This window comes from Nocardia brasiliensis IFM 10847, from assembly GCF_000710915.1.
Classification (GTDB): domain Bacteria; phylum Actinomycetota; class Actinomycetes; order Mycobacteriales; family Mycobacteriaceae; genus Nocardia; species Nocardia brasiliensis_A.
Map to the genome: position 1 here is coordinate 20365 of NZ_BAUA01000034.1, position 18900 is coordinate 39264.

Sequence of the window (18900 nt, forward strand, 5' to 3'; positions counted from 1 at the left end):
TTCATCAGGTTTCAAGCATTGGAGAACGCTGCGCACGCCGAATTTCCTTCCCCCACTGCGGTGCGCAGACACCATGTGATTCAAACAACAGCTACTCCGCAGATAACTGTACCGCCCCGAAGGCGTTTGGCCCCAAAAATAGGGGGTATTCTTCCGGTTTAAAATTCGTGGGTTATGTTATAGCCGTTGGCTATTCAGCTCCGGCTCAGTGCAATACGTTGACCGCACGGGCGATGACCAGGGCCGCGAGCACGAGCGAGATCCCTGACTGCGCCATCATCATCGCCTTCGCCCACCGCGTCATCGGCATCACGTCCGTCGGGCTGAAGGCCGTGGCGTTCGTGAAGGACAGATACAGGTAGTCCATGAACTGGGGCTCCCATTCCGGGTCTGCCAGTTCGGGGTTCTGCATCTGGACAAACAAGAAGTCCGGCAACGGTTTTCGAGCGTTTGCCCGAGCGCCCGGCCCGCCCCGGTCGAACTCCCAGTAGCCCAGCCCGAACACCACCACATTGGTCAGCCAGATCGCCGCGCCGGACCCGAGCAACCGTGCCGGATCGTCGCTGAGCGTCCCATCGATCAATCCCATGACCAGGTGATCGGCCGAATATGCGGTCGCCATCGCGAGCAGGCCGACCAATATCAGCCCGCCCCAGCGCAACCAGTTCTCTTCCCGGTCGCGGCGCAGCGGATCGGCTACCGCCAGCACGACCACGAGCAAACCCTCCAGCGTGGGCAGCAACCACCCAGGCGTCGGCAGAAACCGGTCCGGCAACGCGAGTTGCAACCCGATCATGGCGAGCACGGCCACCGACATCCCGGCCCGGGACTCCCGGGTGGTCCGTCGCTGCCAAGCCGGTATGGCGTCGTCACTCATCCGGGCCAGTATCACCCGTCGGCGGACCACCTTCCGGGAGGCGAGGCGGGTCCGGGCTAGAGCAGCGTGAGGCCGAGGGCGAACGCGCCGCCGCACACGGCGAACACGATGGCCAGTGCGATCGCGTCGCGTCGTCCCGGCGAGCTGGGATGGGCGGCGAGCTCGCCGGTGCCGCCCCGCGCGGAGATCGCTTCGCCGAGTTCGCCCGCGCGCCGGGTGGATACGGCCATGGCGGCGGTGAGGATATCGATCAGCACGTTTTCGGTGGCCAGATAGAGCGCGCCGTCTTTGGGCCGGAGTTTGCGTGCGGCGCGCAGCACCCGGATCTCGTCCATCAGCAGCGGCAGACCGCGCAGGGTGAGCGCGACGACCACCGCCCATTCGTCGACGGGTACCCGCAGTTTGCGCAGCGGCGCACCGAGTTTGGCCAGCGCCGGCGCGATATCGCTCATCGGCGTCGTCCAGGCGACGAGGAAGGACGCGGCCACCATGATCAGGCCGAAGATCGTCACCTGGGCGTAGCGCAGCAGGGCCTGACCGCCGACCGGCAGGTTGACCAGCGCCCCCGCGACCAGCAGCGCCCAAAACCACCAGGGCAGCCGCGGCAGGGTGCCGAGCGGCAGCCGGGCGACCACGCCGATGAAGATCAGGAAGGCGATCAGGATGCCGAGCACCGGCCAGGTCGGCAGGACCATCAGCAGCAGGCTGATCAGGAAGGTCGCGATCATCTTGGTGCCGGCCCAGAGCCGGTGCACCGGGCTCTCCACGGGCACCTGACGAAACAATACGAGGCTCATCCGCCCACCTCGGCACGCGTCGTGGCGTAGTCCATCATCGACCTCCGTGCTCGAGGCCCCACGCCGCGTCGCCCGGTCGCGAAGCCGGTCCGGCCGGGTGTGGATCAGGGTGGGGCGCGAGGTTTTTCGGTATAGGTGCGACGTCCGTCGCCGATTCGGTGGCGAGCAGCCGCCCGGACCGCAGGTGCACCGTGCGGTCGCACACCGCGGACATGTCCTCGACATCGTGCGAGATGACGATCAGGGTCAAGCCCGAATCACGCAGCCGCGCAAGCAGTTCCACGATATCGGCGCGGCCTTCGGGGTCGAGCCCGGCGAGCGGCTCGTCCAGCACCACCACCTGCGGGTGGCTGGCCACGATGGCCGCGAGCACCACCCGCTTGGCCTGTCCGCCGCTGAGCTCCTCGATCGAGCGGGCGGCCAGCGAGCGATCGAGACCGACGGCGTCCAGCGCCCGCCCGACCGCACCCGAGCCGGTGGCCCGTCCGCCCCAGTCCGCGATCTCCGCGCCGACCGTCTGCTTCTGCAATTGCAGCCGGGAATGCTGGAAAGCCAGTTCCACCCGGCCGATCTGCTTGGTGATCGACTTGCCGCCGAGTTCGCAACGGCCGGAACTGGGTTCGATCAATCCGGCCATGATCCAGGCCAGGGTGGACTTGCCCGACCCGTTGCCCCCGACCACCAGCAGGGCCTCACCCCGGCGCACGGTGAGGTCGACGGAGTCGAGCGCCGCCGCCTCCCACGGGGTGCCGCGGTTGTAAGTGTGTCGTACGCCGCGTAGTTCGAGCAGGGTCTCGCCCATCGGCCTGCGCCGGTCGGCGCGGGCCGGCCGGGGCCAGGCGGGCAGGCTGTCCACCGCGCGCCCGTCCGCGAGATGCACCACCCGGTCGGCCGCGTCGGCGTCGGCCTCGTGGTGGGTCACCAATACCACGGCCATGCCGTGTCGTTTCGGCAGTGCGGCAAGCAGTTCGACGAGTTCGCGGCGTCCGTCGGGATCGATCATCGAGGTGGCCTCGTCGGCGATGAGCAGCGCGGGTCGGCGGGCCAGTGCCGCGGCGACCGCGAGCCGCTGCTGCTGCCCGCCGGACAGCGTCGCCGTCTCCTTGGCGCCCATGCCCGCCAAACCGACCTCACCGAGCAGCGCCTCGACGTCGACCTCGGCCGCGAGTTCCGGTGGCAGGCCCCACACCACGTCGTCGGCGACGAGCACGCCGAGGGTCTGGCTCTCCGGCCGCTGCATGACCAGCGCGGTGCCGCCGGGGTGCCCGAGGCCCGCCGAGCCCGGCCGTCGCACGGTGCCCGCCGTCGGCGGCAGGCCCGCGAGCAGCCGGGTCAGCGTCGATTTGCCGGAGCCGTTGTGCCCGACCACCGCGACGAACTCGCCGACGTCCACGGTCAGGTCGATATCGCGCAGTGCCGCGCGCTGCGCATCCGGGTAGTGGAAGCCGGCGCCTTGCAAGGTGACCGGCAGCGGTCCGATCGGCCGGTCGTCCGGCGGCGCGTCGAGCCGGTCGTGGCCGGGCAGCCAGGCCAGCCGGTCCAGCACCGAGCCGAGCACGAACCAGGAGAACAGCGTCGTGGTCACGATGCCGAGCGCGGCGCCGCCGCCGAGCCAGAGCCACCACCAGCGCAGCACCGAATCGGTGATATCCGCGGCGGCGCGGCCGAGCGGTTCCAGTTGCGGTTGGCGCGCCGCGAGATCCTGGACGCCGCGCGAGGCGTTGCGGATGTTGTCGAACACCAGGTTGCGCGTCGTGGTGACCAGCTGCAGGAAGCCGACCGAGAACGCGCCCCAGATCAGCCCGGCCAGCACCGAGAGGCCGAACACGGTCACGAATCCGCCGCCGCGGCGCTTCTGCACGCCGATGATGCCCGCGATCGTCGAGGTCATCAGCAGTCCGATGGTGGCGAGCAGCCCGGTCGCGACGAAGGTGACCAGGGTTGCCGCGATCGCGGCGGTGAGCAGGGCGCGTAACCGGAATCGGTGCGCGATCATCCCCATCGGCACCGCCGCGACCAGGTTCAGCGCGGCGGCCATCGGGATCACCGACCCGACGGTGACCAACCCGACGGTGGCGCCGCCTAGCACCGCGCCGGTGGCCAGCTCGATCGGACGCAACGGCCCGTGTTCGGCCGGTTTGTCAGCTGTCGGCAGTCCACTCACGGCACAAGTCTGCCACCCCGGGCCGACCGGCCTCAGCGTGCGGAGGTGAGGGTGTAGTCCGCCGGGTCGAGCTTGCGGACGTGACGGCGGTAGCTGGTCTGCGAGCCGGGCCAGTTGTTGGTGATCCGGCCCGCGGCGTTGCGGTACCAGCTCGAGCAGAAGTTCCAGGGGGTCCGCGCCAGCCGCTGCTGGAGTGCGTCGTTGAACCGCTGCTCCTGGTCCGCGCGCACCTCGAGCCGCCGGCCGTCGCCGAGCAACGCGACCGCCTGACGGATGTAGCGGGCCTGGGATTCGATCATGTAGATGATCGAGCCCACCCCGAGGTTGGTGTTCGGGCCGTAGACCAGGAACAGGTTGGGGAAGTCCGGCACGGCGATGCCGTAGAAGGCGTGCGCCCCCGCGGCCCAGACATCGGACAACTTGCGGCCCGCGCGGCCGTAGATGTCCATCGGCCACAGGAATTCGGTGCCCTTGAAGCCGGTGCCGTAGATGATCACGTCGGCCGGGTGCACGGTGCCGTCGGCGGTGCGTACGCCCTCGGGCACCACCTCGGTGATGGCCGTGGTCTCCACCTGCACGTTCGGCTGGGTCAGGGCCGGGTAGTAGTCGTTGGAGAACAATCCGCGCTTGCAGCCGATCGGATAGTCCGGGGTGAGCTTGGCCCGCAGCTGCGGATCGGTCACCTGCTTGTGCAGATGCCGTTCGGCGATGCGCGCCACCAGCCGGGCGATGGCCGGGAATTCCACCAGGCCGAGCGAGACGAATTCCGCGATCGCCCACCAGCCGAACCGTTCGACCAGCAGCGCGCCGGGCAGACGAGCGAACAGCCGGTGCTGCACCGGCGAGTAATCGGTGTCGAACTTCGGGATGACCCAGGCCGGTGTGCGCTGGAACAGCCTCAGTTCGGCTACCCGCGGCTGGATCTCGGGGATGAACTGGATGGCGCTGGCGCCGGTGCCGATACAGGCCACCCGCTTGCCGGTCAGTTCGACCGCGTGGTCCCACTCCGCGGAATGGAAGGCCGGGCCCGCGAACGAGTCGAGGCCCGCGATATCCGGCAGGGCGGGCCGGGACAGCTGTCCGACCGCGGGGATCAGCACGTCCGCGGTGTGCGCGCTGCCGTCCGCGGTATGCACCGTCCAGCGGCCGGTGGCGTCGTCGAACTCGGCGTGCGTCACGTCGGCGCCGAACCGGATGCTGTCGAGCACCCCGTTGCGTGCCGCGACACTGCGCAGATAGTCGTGGATGGCGAGGCGTCCGGAATAGCGCTGCGGCCAGTCCGGCTTCGGCTCGAAGGAGAACGAGTACAGCGGGGACGGCACATCACAGGCGGCGCCGGGATAGGTGTTCTCGCGCCACACACCGCCGAGGTCGGCGGCCCGCTCCAGAATGGTGATGTCGTGCAAACCGTTGCGGCGCAACTCGATCGCCATCCCGATACCGCCGAACCCCGCGCCGATGATCACTACCGACGGCTGCCGCCCTGCTGCCATGTGACACTCCTCACGGGAATGCAGTTAGTTCCACTCTAAGTCCCCGCCACCCACCCGATCGACAAATTCGGCCACCCTGTCCCATACTGTGGCGCTGTGGAACGGGTGCAGGATCCGGGGATCCGCGACTGGAACTTTCCGCGCGGGATAGCCAGCGTGGCGCTGATGGTCGCGTACGCGGGGGAGCACGGCGTGCCCGCGGGGCGCATGCTCGCCGGGACCGGGCTCACCGAATCGTTGCTGCGCGATCCGGACGCGCAGATCGCCGCGCACGTGGAGCTCGCGGTGATTCGCAATCTGGTGCGCGAACTCGCGGCGCGGCCCGCAGTGGGGGTGGAGGTGGGCCGCCGCTACCGGATCACCACTTTCGGCATCTTCGGCTTCGCGTGCGTCAGCAGCCCGACCCTCGGCGAGGCGATCTCGTTCGCGCTGCGGTATCTCGAATTGAGCTTCACCTTCTGCCTGCCGGTCGCCGAGTGGCGTGAGGGCGAGTTCGTGGCGTGGGTGCACGACGAGCTGATCCCCGCCGACGTGCGCCAATTCCTGGTGGAGCGCGACGTCACCGCCATGCACCAGGTGATGAGCGATCTGCTCGGCAGGCAGTTGCCCCTGGCCAGGGCCGAATTCCGGTTCGAGGAACCGGCATACGCGGACCGGATCGAAGCGGTCACGGTAGTGCGTCCGCGTTTCGGACGGCCGCGCAATCTGTTCGCCATCGACCCTGCGGTGCTGGATCAGCCCCTGCCCCAGGCGAACGAGCAGACCTGGGCCATGTGCCTGGCACAATGCCGAGATCTGGTGCACCGCAGGCGTGCCCGCACCGGCATCGCCGCCGAGGTGCGCGCGCTGCTCGTGCCCGGCGGGCTGGAGGGCTTCACCGCGCCACCCGGAATCGATTCCGTCGCCCGCGATCTCAATATCAGCACACGCACCCTGCGCCGGCACCTGGACGCGGCGGGCACCAGCTATCGCGCGCTGCTCGACGAGGTACGTCGCGCGCTGGCCGAGGAAATGCTCACCACCACACCACTTTCGGTGAGCGATGTGGCGATCCGGCTCGGCTACGCCGAATCGTCCACGTTCATCTACGCATTCAAACGCTGGACCGGTGCGACCCCGGCCGCCTACCGCAGGGAACGCGCGCTGCGTCGCTGAGCCGGGCTCGGGTCAAGACTCTTCGCCGCGGCCATCCCTGCTGCCCGCGTATGCGAATTCGCGCACCTTGCCCACGGCTTTGGGCACCAGGTCCACACCGTCCGGAGTGTTGAGCATGGGATCGTAGAAGTCCGTCCGGTGCTCCTGTGGTTCGGCCAGGCGCAGAGTCAGCTCCGCCATGCGGAAAGCCGGTGTGCCCAGTCCGCTCGCCGTCAAGTCGAACGAGAGGGCGTTGTCGCGCAGGTATTCCCGCAGTTCTGCCAGCGAGGCCGCGGTGGGCTGATCGGGGTCGGGTTCGGCGAAAAACCAAGTGGGCGATGAGCTTCCGACCCGGTACGGCATCAGGCTGCCGTACCGCGCGTGCACCCAGCCGCGTGCGGGGGTGATGACGAACCGGCCGAGCGCGCCGCGCCCGGTGGTCGCCAACGCGAAATCCCAAGGCCGGTCGTGGCTGTCGAGCACCCGGAAGGCGAAGCCGAGCACGTCGGGCAGCCCGCCCGGCGTGCCGACGCCCTTGGACAGACGGGCGATGACGGCGCGGTCACCCTCGCCGAACAGGGCGGTGAATTCATCTTCCGCACGCAGCCGTCCGGACAGCGGCAGGCCGTTCGGATGAAAGACCCTGGCCCGCCGCAACCGGGCTCCGGCGGCGAAGGCGGTACGTACGGCTGACGCGGCAAGATCCGGCATCGGAGTTCCTTCTCCTCGGGAGACACTGCTATCCCTCGACTGCCCGGACCCGCCACGGCTAAACGGCGTCCGCTCAGCTGGGCGGCACGCCGACCCGGCCGCCCATCGGCACGCTGCGGAAATGGGTTGTGAGCCCGTGCTTTTCGTCGATGATGTGCAGCGCTATCGCCGGGTCCGGCGCGTAGTCCATCACGTGGTCCGGCGGGTCCAGTTCCCACTCACCACCGAGCACGGACGCGGTGCTCGGCGCGACGAGCAGCGGGCGGCCCGCGAAGGTCGTCGTGGCCGCGGAATGCGCGTGACCGGTGAGCACCGCGATGATGCGATCGTCGCCCGCGACCAGTTCGGCGAGCTTCTCCGGCTCCGCCAGGGCGATCTCGTCGACGATCGGGCTGAACAGGTGGGCGGGCGGATGATGCAGGGCGACCAGCACCGGCTTGCCCGCCGGCGCGGCCGCGAGCACGTCGCGCAGCCAGGTGTAGGTGTCCTCGGTGAGCAGGCCGCTCGGTTCACCGGGAATGCTCGAATCCAGCAGGGCGACGGTGAGATCCCCGATCCGCTGGGTCTGGTTGATCGGCGCGGTCGAGGCAGTGGTGCCGAGCAGGACGCTGCGGAACGTCGCGCGATCGTCGTGGTTGCCCGGGATGGCGTACACCGGGATGTCGAGTTCGAAGGCGCGCCTGGCCTGCTCGTACTGTTCGGGTTTGCCGGAATCGGTGACATCGCCGGTCACCAGGATCGCGTCCGGCCGGTGGCGCAGGCCGGTGAGAAAGGCCATCACCCGCTCGACCCGTGCGGCGTTGCGGGCGCCGAGATCGAAATGGGTGTCGCTGACCTGAGCCACCAAGATCATCGGTGTTCGCTTTCTCTGGGGGATCGCTCCGTTGCGTCAGAGTGTGCCCGCCTCCCGTGCGCGACACGGTACAAGGCTAGTTGACCTGCGGCTTAACCGTCGCCATGAGGCTCACCACCAGCGGAAACGTGCGCGGTGGTCTGTGTCGGCGGTCATAGTGGCGTTCAGTTCGGCTCTTCGGTGACCAGTGCCGCCAACCGCTGCAACGAGCGGAGGAAGATCCGGCGCTCGGCCGCGGGCAGCTGACTCAACCAGTGTTCTTCCTGCTCCTGGATATCGCGTTGGGCGCGGTCGCGCAGCTCGCGTCCGGCGGCGGTGAGCGACACCAGATTCACCCGCCGGTCCGCCGGATCCGGTTCGCGCCGAATGAGTTCGCGCTGCTGCAAGTCGTCGAGCACGCCGATGATCCGGGTCTTGTCCGCGCCGATCGCCTTGGCCAGCGCGGCCTGGGTGTAGACGGGTTCCCGGCCCAGGCCGAGCAGGACGGCGTACGCCCACATCGACAGCTCATGGCGTTGCAGGACAGGCAGTTCCGCCGCCATCAGTGCGCGGCCGAGCGGCGCGATCATCGCGGCGAGGTCAGGTCGGCGTGCTTCGGACATGGGTTAGAAAGTACTGCTTGCGAGATAATAAGCGTGCGCATACGATACGCGTTAGCTTATTAAATGGAACCGCGAGGAGCACCGAGATGTCTATTGATCCGGATACCCGTACGGAATTGCGCACCCTCGACGCGCTGGTGCAGGAGGTCGACCTCGTCGCCTTGGACGCGCAGGCGGTACGGGCCAGTGTCGCCTTGGTCGAACAGGTGACCGGCGCCGATCTCCGGAAGCCGACACCGTGCGCCGACTGGACCCTGCACGGCCTGCTGACGCACATGATCGCCCAGCACCACGGCTTCGCCGCGGCGATGCGCGGTGACAGCTACCCGGCCGTGTGGAAGACCCGCCCGCTCGGCGCCGACCCGGTGGCGAGCTATCAGGCCGCCGCGACGGACGTCCTCGCCGCGTTCGCCGAACCGGACGTGCTGGACCGCAAGATCCTGCTCGCCGAATTCAGCGCCGATTTCCGGTTCTCCGGCGCGCAGGCGGTGAGCTTCCACTTCATCGACTACGTTGTCCATTCCTGGGACATGGCAAAGGCTTTGGGGCTGTCCGTGCAGTTCGACGCGAACCTGCTCGACGCCGCCTACTCCGTCGCCGCGGCCGTCCCCGGTGGTGAGATCCGCTTGGCTCCCGGCGCCGCCTTCGGCCCCGAGATCCCGTGGTCCGCCACGGACCGCCTCGACCGGATCGTCGCCGTGCTCGGGCGCTCCCCGCAGTGGCCGCGCGACTGATCCGAGGGAGCGCCCGCCGCGCACATCTCGTCACCCCGCGCGCGTGTCAGCCGAACGACACGCGCGCAGAGTGCGAAACATTGCGCGGCAGCCACCGAACGAAGCGCTCAGGTGCCGGGACTAAAGTGCGGCGAGCATGCGGTCGGCCTCGTCGGAGGTCGCCTCGACCGGAAGCCAGAACTCGGCATCCGGTGTCGCCTCGAGCGCGAGTTCCGGTGGCGTACGCCAGGATGCGGTCAGGCCGAGCCGCCAGGAATGCAGGTAGGTGCGCTCGTGGGTACCCGATTTGTCGAAGAGGGGATCGCCGACGATGGGGTGGCCGACCCATGCCAGTTGCACCCTGATCTGGTGCCGGCGTCCGGTGATCGGGCGCAGTGCGAGCACCGTGCGCTCGGCCCGCCGCAGCACCGTGGTGAACTGCGTGGTGGACGGGTACGACTTGGTGTCGAGCAGGTCGGCGTCGTCGACGAACCAGCGGTCGCCGACGCGCTGGATGCACTCGCGCGGGGCCGCGATCCGCACCCGGTTCTTGCGCCCGACACTGAGCGGTAGCTCCAGGATCCCGGTCTCGGGCAGCCCGGCCGATTCGACGATCGCCAGATACGCCTTTTCCGCGGTCTGCTTGTTGAACTGCCTGGTCAGCTGGCCGTGCGCGCCTAGTTCCTTGGCGAACAAGATCAAGCCGGAGGTCACCTTGTCGATCCGGTGCACCGGGTAGAGGGTTTCGCCCGCCGCGGCGGCCAGCTCGACGAGATCGGTGTCGTGCCGCTCGCCGGTGACCGAGATGCCGGCGGGCTTGTGCAACGCCAGCATCGCGTCGTCCTCCGCGACAAGGCAGCGGGTGCGCAGCTCGGACCAGTCCATTTCCACCGGGATGAGGATACGGACGGGTGGTCGCCGGAGGCGTTGCGCGCCCGGCTCAGCTCTTCTTCTCGTTGCGCCGCAGCACATGTGGGCGTAGCCGGTTGAAACCGCGCACCCGCACGCTGCGCAGGTTCTTGACGATGAACTCCGGTTCGCCGTCGAGCGCGCTGGCGGCCTCGTCGTCGATCAGCACCGTGCCCGGCCGCGCGACGCCGGTGAGCCGGGACGCGATGTTCACCACCGAGCCGTAGAGGTCGCCGAACCGTTGCAGCACCGGCCCGTACGCCACCGCAACCCGCAGCTCGGGGGTGCCCCCCACCATCATGGTCGACTCCTGGATGGCCAGCGCGATGCGGGCCGCGTCGGCGGCGTTGGTGGCCGCGAACATCACCTCGTCGCCGACGTTCTTCACCACCCAGCCACCGTTCTCGGTGATCGCGGCGGTGGTGGTGGACTCGAACGACTCCAGCAGCAGCGACAGCTCGTCGGGGTGTAAATGCCTGGTCAGCCGGGTGTACCCGACCATGTCCGCGAAGCCCACGGCCAGATCGCGCACGGTCTCTCCGGCCGAGGTACCGGGGTCGAGCGAACGCGACAGCGCCGCGGCGAGATGGCGGCGCCAGGCGTAGCTGTTGAGCTGTTCGAGCGTGGCGATGGTGCCTTCGGTCGCGGCACGGACGGTGTCGGTGGGGTCCGCGTTCGGATCGGCGGCGGCGATGCGCGCGCCGATCTCGGCGAGCACCAGATCGACCTGCCATTCCGCCAAGCGAGCCATGCCCTGGCCGAGGGTGCGCGCGGTCGCCGCCTGCTGCCGCGCGTCGGCGGAGGACAGGACGTCGAGGGCACGGAAGTTCCGCACCGCCGCGATATCGGCGTCGGTGTAATCGACGGCGTCGTCGTCCAGTCCGGCCGGGAAGCCGAGCGCGGTCCAGAGCCGCTTGGTCAGCGTCGTGGTGCTGCCCGACTGCTCGGCGACCTGGGTGCGGGTGTACTGCCGCGGGCCGTCGAGCAGATACGCCTCGACAACCGCCTGCACCAGCTCGGACTTCTCGGTGGGCACCATCTCCGTACCTTACGACGGGCCCGGCCGCGGCCGGTGCGAACACCGTCGCAATTGGGTGACCTCACAGCGGCGAGGCCGTGGCCTCGGACGGCGCCGCGGACCGGAGCGCGCGGCTTCTGTTACCGCTGAGCAGGGGTGGCCTTGATGTGGGCGAGGAAAGTATCGAGGGCAGACCACATCTGGGGGTTCAGTTGGGTGTGCGTGCCGGTGCCCGTGACCGTGCGGAAGTCGGCTCCGTTGGCGGCGAGCTGAGCGGCGAGCGTCCCGTGCAAGGGGGACGGGACGGTCGTGTCGGTGATGTTGACCAGCAGCAGGATCGGGGCGTCGTAACCGGAGGTCGGCACGGTCAGGTAGGAGTCGTAGGCCGCGCGAAGGGTGCTGTCGGACAACGACTTCGAGAGCAGCTGGCCGATGCCCAAGCCGTCCACCCTGGCTTCGATCTCCGGCTTGCACATGGTGCCGATCTCGTCGATCACGGTGCGCCCCAGCGGGCTGAGGAACTGATTCACCTCGACATCGGGCCGAGCGGCGCGCAGTCCGGCCAGGATGCTGGCGAAGAAGCCGAGTGTTTCGCCCGTGCCGGGTAGCGTCGGAATGTCCGGCCCCGCAATGGGAAGCAGCTTCTCGACGTCGGATTCCGGGTCCACCGCGACGGTCCCGCGGAAGTCGAGTTCGGGCGCGTAGGTCGATTGCAGGTGGCCGGTGCCGAGGGCGGCCTGCCCGCCCTGCGAGAGGCCGAGCACGGACCAGGTCTGCGACAGTTCGGGCCGGGCCGAGCGGGCGGCGCGCAGCAGGTCGAGGGTGGCGGTGGCCTCGGTGCGCAGCTCGAGGTACGGGTGCGGACCGGTGTCGAACAGACCGAGACCGAGATAGTCGGGCGCCACGACGGCGAATCCCTGGGCGACGAGATGCTGCATGATCCCGTCTTCTTCCGCGTGCCAGTGCGAGGCGGGCGCGGTGCTGGGATCCGATTCGCCGCCGCACCCCTGCCCGAGTCCGGTGGTGCCGTGGTCGAACGCGACGATCGGCCAGCCGCCGGCGGGTGGGGTGCCCTGCGGGACGAACAGCGCACCGCTGGCTTGCTTCGGGGTGCCGTCGGAGCCGGTCATCCAGTAGCTGATCGCCGACCCATCGGCCATTCCGTGCCAGCCGTCGGCCTGCGGCGTCACCTGGATCAGCATTCCCGGAGTTTCCGCAACCGCCGGAGTGGCCTGCAGGGCCAGTGCGGTGCAGGCCGCCACGGTGGCAACGGCGACGGAACTTTTCCAACCACGAATAACGCGCATCGAAAACCCTCTCCACCTTGTTGGACGCTTGTCCAGTTGAAGATCAGATTAGGCTGAATGTGTATCTACCACATCGTGTGATGGCGAACTGTAAGCAAACCCACGTTACTCGGGACGGTGACGGGCGGGTCGGAACGCGCCGGAGCGCGGTATCGCTTCATCGCGCTGATGACGTGGGGATGTCCGTACGGCGGTGGGCGCTATTGCGGGGGCGACGTGCTTGGCCGATCGTGGTGTCTTGCGGCGGGATCCTGCGGGCGCGGCGTTGGCCCCCTGGAGGTCGCGTCAGGTCTGCTGCCGGACACGCCCGGCCAGCACCCTGGCTTGCCGCTGATGCTCCGTCGCCGGACGGCCGAGTGCGCTCGCGAGATTCGCCAGGTAGTGCGCGACGGGTTCCAGGGTGACCATTCCGCTACCCGCGCCCGCGAGTTCGGTTGCGGCGGGGAGCAATTGGTCGTAGCACCGGAGCATGATCGCCTCCTCGCCCAGGGCGAGGGCGGCGCGCGCGGTGAGGCAGGTGCGAAGTTCATACAGCAGATCGTGCGGCGAGTCCGGTGTCGCCAGCAGCGCGATAGCCGCTTCCTCACGAAGTCCGCTGTCCAACAGGGCTATCGGTCGAATCCACGGTTCGTGTGGTCCGTACCGCTCGGTGGCGGCCGGATCGGTCGGCAGTCCGCGGCGCAGCCGCAGGCAGCAGAGCGCGAGGGGGAGCAGGCCCTGTTCGACGCCGGGCATGCCGCTACCGCCGAGGCTTTCCGCCGCCGCGCGGTAAGCGGCCTCGGCTTGGGCCGGGCTACCGGTGAGGGCGGTACGCAGGGCCGCGAACCACTCCGTGAACACGCCGACCACTGGTAGGTCGTATTCGGCCGCCAACCGATCCGCGGCGGCCGCGTGGTCTCGGGCAGCTCGGAGATCAGCTGTGGCACAGCTCGATTGGAGGGCGACGAGGTGACCGAGTACCGCGAAGGAGATCAGCCGGTGTTCGCCGCCGAGCGCGACGAGTTCGTCGCCGATCCGGCCGCGTTCCGGGCTGAGGCCGGCGCGCTGGAAGGTGTGCATGAAGCGGCCGTTCAGGGCGAAGGCCAGCAGGGCGGGATCGTCCAGCTCCCGGGCGATCCGTTCCGCTTCCGCGGCCGCGCGTACTCCTCGGTCATCGGTGGTGCCACGGAGTTCCAGCGCCAGCGTGGTGCACAACCGGGCTCGCAGTTCGCGACGTTCGGCGGGCAGCCCCGTCAGCGCGCGCTCGGCGGCCTCGACGATATGCCCGGACAGTTCGGGATCGTCGTTGGTAGTCCACCCGGCGGGAATGTCGAACGCGCTCAGGACTTCTGCGGTCAGTGCAGGGTCGCCCCACTGTTCGGCCCGGGTGATGGCGAGGCGGCGGAACGTTCGCGCCTCATCCAGTGCGCCGGTGACCGCCAGTGCCCGCGCGAGTCCCGTCGTCGCGGCGAGTTGAGCGGACAGATCGGGGGCGGGCGATCGGTCGAAGGCTCCCAGAGCCGCCCGCCACAGGCGTACTGCCTCCGTCAGCGCGAAGCCTTGTTCGGCAGCACGGGCAGCAGCGCTCGCGTACGTGGCGGCGCTCGCGGCGGTCGCCCGGCTCTGTGCCCGGATGAAATGATGTGCCAGAACGGAAACGTCTGTGGTGTCGTCCTTTTCGAGCAACGCGCCGATCTCGCCGTGCCACCGGGCCCGGCGTGGGCCGCTGATCTCGTGGTAGACGGTGTCGCGGACCAGTTCGTGGGTGAAGCGCAGCGCGCCGTCCGGCAGCTCGGTGAGGAGCCCGGCGGATATGGCCTGGTCCAGGGCATCGAGCCCGGACTCCGCGTCCCCGAACAGCTCGAGCAGGACCTCGCGATCGATGTCCGCGCCGAGCACGGCGGCCTGCTGCACCACGGTCTGCGTGGCCGGCGGCAGTGCGGCCATCCGATGGCGGATGACCGCACGGACACCCGCGGGTACGGCGTCGAACGCGGTAGCTCCTTCGTCGCGCAGCAGTCGCGCCAGCTCGCGGACGAAGAACGGATTGCCATTGCTGCGCCGGTGAATTCGGGAGCCGTAGCCGTCTGCGAGCTCCGGTCCGGCGATCTCGCGCACCAACGCGACGGTGTCGGTCTCGGACAGGCCGCCCAGGTAGATCCGCACAGGTTCAATGGGGGCCACCTTCCCGAGCAGGGCGGTGAGTTCGGTGCCGATCTCCGTGCTGCGGTAGGTCGCCAGGACGAGTACCGGGCCCGCGGTGCGGCTGGTGGTCAGAGCGGCGAGCAGGTCGAGGGTCTCGGCACCGGCATTGTGCAGGTCGTCGAAGACCACGAGCACGGGCGCGCGGCGCGCCGCGACGGCCAGCTCTGCCGCGGCGGCACGGTGGAACAGAAACCGAGCCTCGGCCGGATCGACCCCCGCTGCGGCGACGAGCGAGCGATCGCTCACCGGTTCCTTTGCCGCGCTTGCGGTTTCACCTGCGCTGTCCGCCAGCGCCACACGAATCCTCGTCCACGCCCAGCCTGGTGGGACGCCCGCGTCCGCGGGGTTCTCGCCGAGCGCGACACGCCAGCCGCCGTCGGCGAGCATGGATGAAAACGCTGCGGCCAGAGCGCTTTTACCGGCGCCTGCTTCGCCGGAGAGCAGCACGAGGCGCAAGCTTCCCTGGTGCTGCACCGTTTCCGCGACCTGACGTAGCGCGTCCAGCTCGGTAGCTCGCCCGAGGAAATCTGTTGCGGGCGAGGAGATCCGAACCGGCGCCTGGACGGGGCGCAGCTGCGGGGCGTGCGCGAGCATGTCCGCCTCCAGCTGTTGCAGGCCGGGGCTCGGATCCGTACCGAGTTCGGTACGCAAGAGCCGGCGGACGCGGCGCAGCGCGGCCAGCGCATCGCTCTGCCTGCCCGACCGGTACAGCGCGAGGGCGAGCAACTGCCAGGCGTGTTCCCGCAGCGGATGCGCGGCGAGCAGTGCATGCAAGCCGGGGACCGCCTCGGCAGGCCGAGCGAGGTCGATCAGCGCGGCCGCACGGCGCTCGGCGGCGAGTTGCCGGAGACCGTCCAAGCGATCGATTTCCGCACGCGCCCAACCCTGTTCGGCGAATTCGGCGTAGGCGGGGCCGTGCCACAGGGCGAGCGCGCCGTCGAGGGTCGTCAGTGCGCCGGCGCTGTCGCCGGTTGCCAGCAGTTCGGCGGCCCGGCCGACCGCGGTGCCGAAATCGTCCGCGTCCACCGTGTCGGCGCGTAGTGCGTAACCGGGTGCGACGGTGACCAGCACCGTCGCCGGGCTGCGCGGTGCGCGGTCCGGTTCGAGGAGCCGCCGCAGTTCGGCGACGAACGTCTGCAGCGCACCCACCGCGCCCTGCGGCGGGTGCTCCCACAGGTCATCGATCAGCTGATCCGTGGTGACCATGCGCCCGTGCGCGACGAGCAGCCGGGCGAGCACGGCCCGATGCCGCGAGCCCTTCAGCGGCAGGGATTCGCCCGCCCGCTCGGCGGCGATGGGGCCGAGCACGCGGAAGCTCAGCCGCGCCACAGGACCGGTCCGGCCGGCGCGGCGACGACCGCGCTCAGTCGCTGCTGATTCGGTGCTGAGCGCGGGCGAAAAGACTGTCCGGCGTCACCAGCGACCATCGGAAGGACACCTCATGACATCGGAGATTACCGGATTCGACTACCGTCGCATCGCCGTCGGCGACGGGGTCGAACTCAATGTCGCGGTGGGCGGTGCGGGTCGCCCGATCGTGCTGCTGCACGGTTTCCCGCAGACCCACCTGATGTGGCGGCACGTCGCGGCCGACCTGGCGGCCGATCACACCGTCATCTGCCCTGACCTGCGCGGTTACGGCGACAGCGACAAGCCGGCCGAGACCGGCGGCAGCGTGTACTCGAAGCGCACCATGGCCGCGGACGTCGTCGCCGTGGCCCGGGCGCTCGGCCACGAACGCTTCGCGGTGGCGGGGCACGATCGTGGCGCGTTCGTCGCCATCCGGGCCGGCCTGGACCACCCTGAGGCCGTCACCCACCTCGCCTCACTCGACGTGCTGCCGTTGCTCGACACGTGGGACGTACTGCACGGCGTGTCGGCCGCGGTCGGGTTCCACCTCTTTCTGATGGCGCAGCCGCCGGGCCTGCCCGAGGCGATGATCGCCGCCACGGCCGACGACTTCTTCGGGTACTTCCTCGACGCGTGGACGCGGGATCCGGCCGCCATCGCGCCGGCGATCCGCGAGGTCTACCTGCGGTCGTGCGCGGCGGCGGTGCCCAGCATCGTCGCCGACTATCGGGCTTCGGCCGGGATCGACCTCGAACACGATCGCGCCGATCGTGCGGCGGGCAACCTGCTCCGCATGCCGGTCGCTGTCCTGCAACAGGATTGGGGCGCCGCGCTCGGCTTCGACGCCGAAGCACTCTGGCGTGCTTGGGCTCCCGACCTGCGGCATACCACCGTGAGCTGTGGTCACTTCATGGCCGAAGAGTCGCCGGCCACCGTCACCGCGGCCCTGCGCGCGTTGCTGACCCGCTGAACCCCGTGGCGAGGTCCGCGCCGGACGCGGGCCTCGCCGGGCACTAGAGGAAATCGAACAGCGGCGGGAAGACCAGCACCACGACCCAGGCCCAGACGAGGTACACCGCAAGGTATCTCGTCTGCCAGCGTTCCAGCCGCGCGAATGTCTGCTTGCGCCGCAGGAACCCGAACAGCAGCCAGGCCGACCAGGCGAGGTTGGTGAGCAGGATGACGTTCTCACCGAGCGCCGCGATCTTGTTGGGGGTGGAACCGTATTCGGTGATGCGGCCGGTGATGGCGGCGAGCACCAGCACATCGATGATCAACGCACTGACCACCAACGCCAGTTGCAGCTTGTCGAACAGTCCCGGCGCGGCTTCGGGATCCCGGGCCGAGATGGCGTAGAGCAGCAACCCGAGCACTACGACCAGCAGCAGGTCGAACAGGATCAGCACGTCGCGATCCACGTCGATCCCGGTGCTGCTCAAACCGATTCCGATCAGCAGCGCCAGCAGCGCGACCGTGAACAGCGGCGTGAACACCCTGGTGAGCACCGGCGCCATGTTCTCGACCACACTCTGCTTCGCCTCCACCAGCCAGGCCGCGACGACGACAGCGGCGACGGCGCCGCACGGCATCAGCCACATCGAGACGAAGTCCTCGGCGTCGACGCCGATGGCGTTGAAGGTGCCGACGGTGAAGGCGGTCAGCACGCCACCGCCCAACGCGATGAGCACGAAGTAGACGAACCATTCGCCGGTGAACCGGATGAAATCCATTCGCCTGCGGTCGGATCGCCAGTCGCCGCCCGTATACGCGACACCGGTCACCAGCCACAGCGCCAGCGGCAGGTGAATGGCGGTGAGTACCAACGACTGTGACGAACTGTCCAGCGGGTAGGCGTTCGCGCCGACCGCGCCGACGACGAACACCAGCGCCAGTACCGCGACGAGACGCGGATCGAGCCTGCGCCGGATCGCGAAATACGCTGCGAGCGGCGCGAGTCCGAACAGCGCGATATTCCTGGCGTAGAGTTCCGGGTTCTCGTCGAAACCCGCGCCGAACAGTGCCGGCACCTTGATCGCGACCGCGGCGGCCGCAGCGCACCCCACCATGGTGAGCAGCGTCGTCCGGTCACCTGTTGTGCTCGGGGAGTCCGAATCAGGCGTCAGCACAAGCTGTTTCCACAATCGCCCCGAGTGCTCGCGGGCGAATTCCCGGGACAGCTCGTCCTGGCTGCCTATCCGTTTCACCGCGACGAGAAACCCTTCGTCCGGCTTCAGTCCGAGACCGGTCAGCTCCGTGATGGTGCTGCGCAGATGGTCTTCCAGCTCGTCGGTGTCGGTCGTGGCCACCGCGCGCCTGCGCCGCATGTAGCCACGCCACTGCGCGATCTGCGCTTCGAGTTCGCTGTCCTCGCTCATGGTTACCCCTCCGCCGGACGTGCGGTCATCGGTCCCTGGGCCAACTGCCAGATCCCGTCGAGGGCCTCGACCACCGCGGCCCACTGCCGTCGATGCTGGACCAGTTCTCGGCGTCCCTGCTCGGTGATGCGGTAGTACTTGCGCCGTCGGCCGCCTTCTGGCGTGTCCCAGAACGATTCGATGTGCTCGATTCGTTCCAGCCGGTGCAGCAGCGGGTACAGCAACCCGTCGCTCCACTCCAGCTCTCCGCCGGACAGCTCGCTGATCTGCTTCAGGATCGCGTACCCGTAGCTCTCCTGCCGCGCCAAGATGCCCAGTACCAGCGGCGTCGCCGAAGCCGCCACCAAATCCTTGGGTATGTGCACGCCACCCGCCTCCTAACCCTAGATCTGCTAGGGATAGTAGCTCTAGGT

16 protein-coding genes are annotated in these 18900 nt (G+C 69.0%); 3 read left to right on the forward strand and 13 right to left on the reverse strand.

The features are described 5' to 3' along the window. Window positions 1–205: 205 nt before the first annotated feature. The 4 genes from NBRGI_RS06505 to NBRGI_RS06520 are packed head-to-tail and all read right to left on the reverse strand — an operon-like array spanning window position 206 to window position 5331. Window positions 206–877 carry a DUF1345 domain-containing protein gene (locus NBRGI_RS06505; RefSeq protein ID WP_029893498.1) on the reverse strand — a complete coding sequence of 224 codons (672 nt, stop codon included), beginning with the start codon at window positions 875–877 and terminating at the stop codon, window positions 206–208. Window positions 878–933: 56 nt separating this feature from the next. Beyond that, window positions 934–1674, reverse strand: coding sequence for an energy-coupling factor transporter transmembrane component T family protein (locus NBRGI_RS06510; protein WP_029893500.1), 741 nt, complete (start codon window positions 1672–1674; stop codon window positions 934–936). A 34-nt stretch (window positions 1675–1708) separates the two neighbouring features. After that, on the reverse strand, window positions 1709–3838 hold the full coding sequence (locus NBRGI_RS06515) for an ABC transporter ATP-binding protein (protein WP_029893502.1): 2130 nt from the start codon (window positions 3836–3838) through the stop codon (window positions 1709–1711). A gap of 32 nt (window positions 3839–3870) precedes the next feature. Further along, window positions 3871–5331 carry a flavin-containing monooxygenase gene (locus tag NBRGI_RS06520; protein ID WP_029893504.1) on the reverse strand — a complete coding sequence of 487 codons (1461 nt, stop codon included), beginning with the start codon at window positions 5329–5331 and terminating at the stop codon, window positions 3871–3873. 96 nt (window positions 5332–5427) lie between these two features. Here NBRGI_RS06520 and NBRGI_RS06525 point away from each other — a divergent pair, with 96 nt between their 5' ends. Beyond that, a complete protein-coding gene (locus NBRGI_RS06525) occupies window positions 5428–6486 on the forward strand; it encodes an AraC family transcriptional regulator (protein ID WP_029893506.1) in 1059 nt (352 codons plus the stop codon). A 12-nt stretch (window positions 6487–6498) separates the two neighbouring features. On the opposite strand, the gene NBRGI_RS06530 is transcribed toward NBRGI_RS06525, so the two are convergent. The 3 genes from NBRGI_RS06530 to NBRGI_RS06540 form a co-directional block, all read right to left on the reverse strand. Then, window positions 6499–7176 (reverse strand): hypothetical protein, encoded by a 678-nt coding sequence (locus NBRGI_RS06530; RefSeq protein WP_029893508.1) that lies wholly within the window; start codon window positions 7174–7176, stop codon window positions 6499–6501. Window positions 7177–7249: 73 nt separating this feature from the next. After that, window positions 7250–8029 carry a metallophosphoesterase gene (locus NBRGI_RS06535; RefSeq protein WP_029893511.1) on the reverse strand — a complete coding sequence of 260 codons (780 nt, stop codon included), beginning with the start codon at window positions 8027–8029 and terminating at the stop codon, window positions 7250–7252. 164 nt (window positions 8030–8193) lie between these two features. Then, a complete protein-coding gene (locus NBRGI_RS06540) occupies window positions 8194–8631 on the reverse strand; it encodes a MarR family winged helix-turn-helix transcriptional regulator (RefSeq protein WP_029893513.1) in 438 nt (145 codons plus the stop codon). Window positions 8632–8717: 86 nt separating this feature from the next. Here NBRGI_RS06540 and NBRGI_RS06545 point away from each other — a divergent pair, with 86 nt between their 5' ends. Next, complete coding sequence (locus tag NBRGI_RS06545; RefSeq protein WP_029893515.1) at window positions 8718–9365, forward strand: TIGR03086 family metal-binding protein; 648 nt, start codon at window positions 8718–8720, stop codon at window positions 9363–9365. 120 nt (window positions 9366–9485) lie between these two features. Here the strand turns inward: NBRGI_RS06545 and NBRGI_RS06550 are convergent, their stop codons facing one another. The 4 genes from NBRGI_RS06550 to NBRGI_RS06565 all read right to left on the reverse strand — a co-directional run bounded on the left by NBRGI_RS06550 (window position 9486) and on the right by NBRGI_RS06565 (window position 16091). Next, window positions 9486–10229, reverse strand: a complete 744-nt coding sequence (locus tag NBRGI_RS06550; protein ID WP_029893517.1) for an RluA family pseudouridine synthase — start codon at window positions 10227–10229, stop codon at window positions 9486–9488. A gap of 55 nt (window positions 10230–10284) precedes the next feature. Further along, the gene (locus NBRGI_RS06555) at window positions 10285–11292 is read right to left on the reverse strand and encodes an adenylate/guanylate cyclase domain-containing protein (RefSeq protein WP_036557687.1); all 1008 of its coding nucleotides are present in this window, start codon (window positions 11290–11292) and stop codon (window positions 10285–10287) included. 119 nt (window positions 11293–11411) lie between these two features. Next, complete coding sequence (locus tag NBRGI_RS06560; RefSeq protein WP_029893521.1) at window positions 11412–12578, reverse strand: alpha/beta fold hydrolase; 1167 nt, start codon at window positions 12576–12578, stop codon at window positions 11412–11414. 285 nt (window positions 12579–12863) lie between these two features. Continuing rightward, window positions 12864–16091, reverse strand: coding sequence for an AfsR/SARP family transcriptional regulator (locus tag NBRGI_RS06565; RefSeq protein ID WP_200882134.1), 3228 nt, complete (start codon window positions 16089–16091; stop codon window positions 12864–12866). A 112-nt stretch (window positions 16092–16203) separates the two neighbouring features. Here NBRGI_RS06565 and NBRGI_RS06570 point away from each other — a divergent pair, with 112 nt between their 5' ends. Further along, entirely contained in the window at window positions 16204–17082 is an 879-nt protein-coding gene (locus tag NBRGI_RS06570; RefSeq protein WP_029893525.1) for an alpha/beta fold hydrolase, read from the forward strand. A 43-nt stretch (window positions 17083–17125) separates the two neighbouring features. Here NBRGI_RS06570 and NBRGI_RS06575 read toward each other — a convergent pair whose 3' ends face one another. Together NBRGI_RS06575 and NBRGI_RS06580 are read right to left on the reverse strand one after the other, a co-directional pair. Next, complete coding sequence (locus tag NBRGI_RS06575) at window positions 17126–18487, reverse strand: hypothetical protein (RefSeq protein WP_029893527.1); 1362 nt, start codon at window positions 18485–18487, stop codon at window positions 17126–17128. A gap of 2 nt (window positions 18488–18489) precedes the next feature. Beyond that, entirely contained in the window at window positions 18490–18852 is a 363-nt protein-coding gene (locus tag NBRGI_RS06580) for a PadR family transcriptional regulator (RefSeq protein WP_029893529.1), read from the reverse strand. Between the last annotated feature and the right edge of the window lie 48 nt (window positions 18853–18900).

What these genes read in the sequence shown, in the direction of transcription:
- NBRGI_RS06505 (WP_029893498.1), bottom strand. Translation starts at nt 877, where the DNA reads ATGAGTGACGACGCCATACCGGCTTGGCAGCGACGGACCACCCGGGAG.
- NBRGI_RS06510 (WP_029893500.1), bottom strand. Translation starts at nt 1,674, where the DNA reads ATGAGCCTCGTATTGTTTCGTCAGGTGCCCGTGGAGAGCCCGGTGCAC.
- NBRGI_RS06520 (WP_029893504.1), bottom strand. Translation starts at nt 5,331, where the DNA reads ATGGCAGCAGGGCGGCAGCCGTCGGTAGTGATCATCGGCGCGGGGTTC.
- NBRGI_RS06530 (WP_029893508.1), bottom strand. Translation starts at nt 7,176, where the DNA reads ATGCCGGATCTTGCCGCGTCAGCCGTACGTACCGCCTTCGCCGCCGGA.
- NBRGI_RS06535 (WP_029893511.1), bottom strand. Translation starts at nt 8,029, where the DNA reads ATGATCTTGGTGGCTCAGGTCAGCGACACCCATTTCGATCTCGGCGCC.
- NBRGI_RS06540 (WP_029893513.1), bottom strand. Translation starts at nt 8,631, where the DNA reads ATGTCCGAAGCACGCCGACCTGACCTCGCCGCGATGATCGCGCCGCTC.
- NBRGI_RS06545 (WP_029893515.1), top strand. Translation starts at nt 8,718, where the DNA reads ATGTCTATTGATCCGGATACCCGTACGGAATTGCGCACCCTCGACGCG.
- NBRGI_RS06550 (WP_029893517.1), bottom strand. Translation starts at nt 10,229, where the DNA reads ATGGACTGGTCCGAGCTGCGCACCCGCTGCCTTGTCGCGGAGGACGAC.
- NBRGI_RS06555 (WP_036557687.1), bottom strand. Translation starts at nt 11,292, where the DNA reads ATGGTGCCCACCGAGAAGTCCGAGCTGGTGCAGGCGGTTGTCGAGGCG.
- NBRGI_RS06560 (WP_029893521.1), bottom strand. Translation starts at nt 12,578, where the DNA reads ATGCGCGTTATTCGTGGTTGGAAAAGTTCCGTCGCCGTTGCCACCGTG.
- NBRGI_RS06570 (WP_029893525.1), top strand. Translation starts at nt 16,204, where the DNA reads ATGACATCGGAGATTACCGGATTCGACTACCGTCGCATCGCCGTCGGC.
- NBRGI_RS06575 (WP_029893527.1), bottom strand. Translation starts at nt 18,487, where the DNA reads ATGAGCGAGGACAGCGAACTCGAAGCGCAGATCGCGCAGTGGCGTGGC.